2 protein-coding genes are annotated in these 3,398 nt (G+C 54.9%); both read right to left on the bottom strand.

Annotated features, from left to right (window positions below):
- A partial coding sequence (locus tag EDC30_RS19285; RefSeq protein WP_207907340.1) for a hypothetical protein occupies nucleotides 1-1,007 on the bottom strand: 1,007 nt, incomplete at its 3' end.
- A 502-nt stretch (nucleotides 1,008-1,509) separates the two neighbouring features.
- Entirely contained in the window at nucleotides 1,510-2,910 is a 1,401-nt protein-coding gene (locus tag EDC30_RS19280; protein ID WP_165973896.1) for a chondroitinase-B domain-containing protein, read from the bottom strand.
- Nucleotides 2,911-3,398: the final 488 nt, after the last annotated feature.

Raw genomic sequence — 3,398 nt, 5'->3', positions numbered from 1 at the left:
GCCGTAGTGGTGGTGGCAGCACGAGTGGTCGTCGTGGCTGCTGCGGTTGTCGTGGTCGCAGCGCGGGTGGTTGTCGTGGCTGCTGCAGTAGTCGTCGTAGCGGCGCGAGTCGTAGTCGTCGCGGCGGCCGTGGTGGTCGTAGCGGCAGCGGTCGTGGTGGGGGCGATGGCGCCCGATGCCAGCGACAGCTTGGTCGAGGTGACGAGCGGGGAATCCGTTTGAACTACGGCATCCATTGCGCTTGGCGAACCGAGATCGGCCTTGGAAATGGTGACCTTGGCCACGCCGTTGCTGGCAACCGAGCTGACAGTCTTGACGAAGGCCCAGCCCCAGGCGCCGTTGCTGCCGGTGTAGCGATACAGGTTGCCGTTCTCGACCAGGAAGTTCGAACCGATGTTGTAGCCGCGATAGCCGGTGCTGGCATTGCGATCGGTATCAATGAATACACGGACCCAGTTAGGCGTGCCGCTGTACGAAGCCTGATAGTAGAAATTGCTGGCGTCGCTGGTGATTTGCGGTGCCGTCGTGCTGCTGGGTGTTGCTGCTACGGCAGCGAGCGTCTGCGTCAGCTTGGCCGAAGTAACGGTCGGTGCGCTGGTTTGCGTCACTGCGTCGATGGCCGCGGGCGAGCCGAGATCGGCCTTGGAAATCGTGACCTTGGCCATGCCATTACTGGAAACCGAGCTGACAGTCTTGACGAAGGTCCAGCCCCAGGCGCCGTTGCTGCCGGTGTAGCGGTACAGGTTGCCGTTCTCGATCAGGAAGCTCGAACCGATGCCGTTACCTGCATAACCCGTGCTGGCGTTGCGGTCGGTATCGACAAACACACGGACCCAGGTCGGCGTGCCGCTGTAAGGGATCTGGTAATAGACGTTGCTGGTATCGCTGGTGATTTGCGGAGCGCTTTGGGCCATGGCAAACGGAGCCAGGCCGAATGCGGCAGAAAGAACCAGCGCATGAGATCTCTTCAGCTGGAATGCGTTGGAATGTTTTTGAAGCTTTGACATAGGGTCTCGGGTTTTTAAACTTTAGAAAAAGTTGCCTGGCTACTAGGCCGATCAACAACTTGCTATTTGGAATCGCTTTGAAGAAAGCCGGGCATCTGTCTTCTGTTTTTATGCGCGGCAACATGGACAACGGGTAGTTTGGCTTTCCGTGCGGCAAAAAGTTCCAGCTGGAATTCTTTTTTGCTGGAATGATTTATCGGCGGAATGAATTTATTTGGCGAAGTGATAAAGAGAAGAAATAAAGAGGCAATAAGCCGTAACGGACATGCATTCATTCAGGAGGAAGGCATTGTTTTAATGCGTACAAACATTGCCTTTGCATTACTGGAGTCGTGCATGGGGCAGCGCATGAGACGAGGCACCGCGATGACGCAGAGGACATGTCTTGACGAAGAGCGCGCGTGGCGCAGGTGGAATAAAAAGCCTTCGTTCCGGCAGTAACGGTAACGAAGGCTTCGGAGAAGCAAGTCCTGGGACAGGACTTGCCGAACTACCTATTTAATTAGTAGTTGTAGATACCGAGATCCCACGGAGCGGAGCGGGCAACGCCATTCTTGTCGAGCGAGACATTGATGCTTTCACCGTTGTAGCCAGTGAACGAGACGGCGGCGCCGCGGTTACGCATCGGGCTGTTGTCCTGCAGAGTCCAGTTCGCACCCAGCAGCGGATCACCAGTGATTGCATTGGTCTGCGCCGGTACATTCGAGCAGTTGTAGAAGTTGTTGCTATCTACCTTGAAGGTGCCGGAATAGGTGCCCGAGAACGCGTTCTTGTTTTGGCACATGAAGATGTTGTTCACGAGCGTCGGGTTAGTCGTCGGGGCACGGAAACCGGAGTTGTAGCCACCTTCCATCGTCAGGACATTGCCGCCGATGACGACGTTGTTGAAGAAGGCGCTATCCTTGGCACCGGCAAACACCAGTGCATTCAGATTTCCCGATCCCTCGTTGATGACGACGTTGTTGTAAGCGACGGAGTTGTAGGCTTCGATCTTGGCAGACGGATCATAGAAGCAGGTATCGCAGGAATAGCCACCCAGGTAGATGCCATAACCGTCGTTGTGCTTGTTATGCACGACGTTGTTATAGATCTGGGCACTACGCACGCCACCCTTGGCGAAGATCGACACGCCATACTGATCCTGACCCGTGACATTGTTGTTACGGATGATGGATTGCTTGCTGTTGAAGATCTCCAGGGCGTTGTCCGCTTCGACATTCTCGATGATGGTGTAGTCCTGGTTGGACTTGATGCCTTCGGAACGAGCTAGGCCGCCAGTCAGCTTCAGGCCATCGGCACGGAAGCCGGCAGAACCGGAAGACTGGCTCGACGGGGTCGGGTTAGCAGTATTCCAGGCACGGATATGCACGTTGGAAGACGTGTATGTGCCGCATGCCGAACCGGCCACCGCGAAGGTCAGGTCCTTGACGGTGATGTAGCTGGCATTGATGGAGAAGCCAGGCTGGCAACCGGCGGTGGAAGCGACGATGGCTTTCCACTTGTTCTGGGCCTTGAAGGTAATCGGCTTGGCCGACGTGCCGGAACGGTTGAAGCCGATCGAGCCTTCGGTGTAGGTGCCATCCATCAGCACGACGGTGTCGCCGGCGTTGACGGTGTTGGCGGCCTTCTGGATGGTGCGCCACGGAGCGGAAGCCGAGCCATTGCTGCTATCGTTACCATTGGGCGACAGGTAATACGTCGGACCAGTCGGGGCTGTAGATGCTGAAGGCGAGGCAGCCGACGGTGCCTGACTTGCGTCTGCCGGGGAAACCGATGCTGAAACGCCAGCAGCACTTTCATCCGCGGTAGTTGCAGCATTGGCAGTCATGCCGCCCGAGCCGCCGCCGCAGCCAGCGATCATGATTGCCAAGAAAAGAATAGAGGGAGAAGTGTAGCGTTTCAAAATAGAACTCCAGGAATGATCCGGCATACGCGGTTTTAGTATTGCTGTTAAGTAAAAGTGCGTATCGGAATTGGGGTTATGTATTTACGCCCGGCAAAACGAGCACGTACACCACTGAGTTTTCCTGTCGGAAAAAGTTTCTTCAGGAATTGTTTTTTCTCGGAAATTTCGTGAAATAGCGTGTACTTAGCGGCAATTTATTGGTAGTACGTAACTTTTTAGCCGCATTTATTTCCTGCTTGGCATGCATTTCAGATAAAGGTGGGAGATAGAAAACTGAATAGCGTATCCGTCAGGAAAATTCGATGACGAAATGAAAAAGCCTTCGTTCCGGCAGTACCGGTAACGAAGGCTTCGGAGAAGCAAGTCCTGGGAAAGGGCTTGCCGAACTACCTATTTAATTAGTAGTTGTAGATACCGAGATCCCAAGGAGCGGAGCGGGTAACGCCATTCTTGTCGAGCGAGACATTGATGCTTTCACCGTTGTA

It is taken from the genome of Paucimonas lemoignei (genome assembly GCF_004342585.1).
In the GTDB taxonomy this organism is placed as follows: Bacteria; Pseudomonadota; Gammaproteobacteria; order Burkholderiales; family Burkholderiaceae_D; genus Paucimonas; species Paucimonas lemoignei.
The sequence above is the reverse complement of the archived record's forward strand: the minus strand, read 5'-3'. Positions and strand labels throughout refer to the sequence as shown.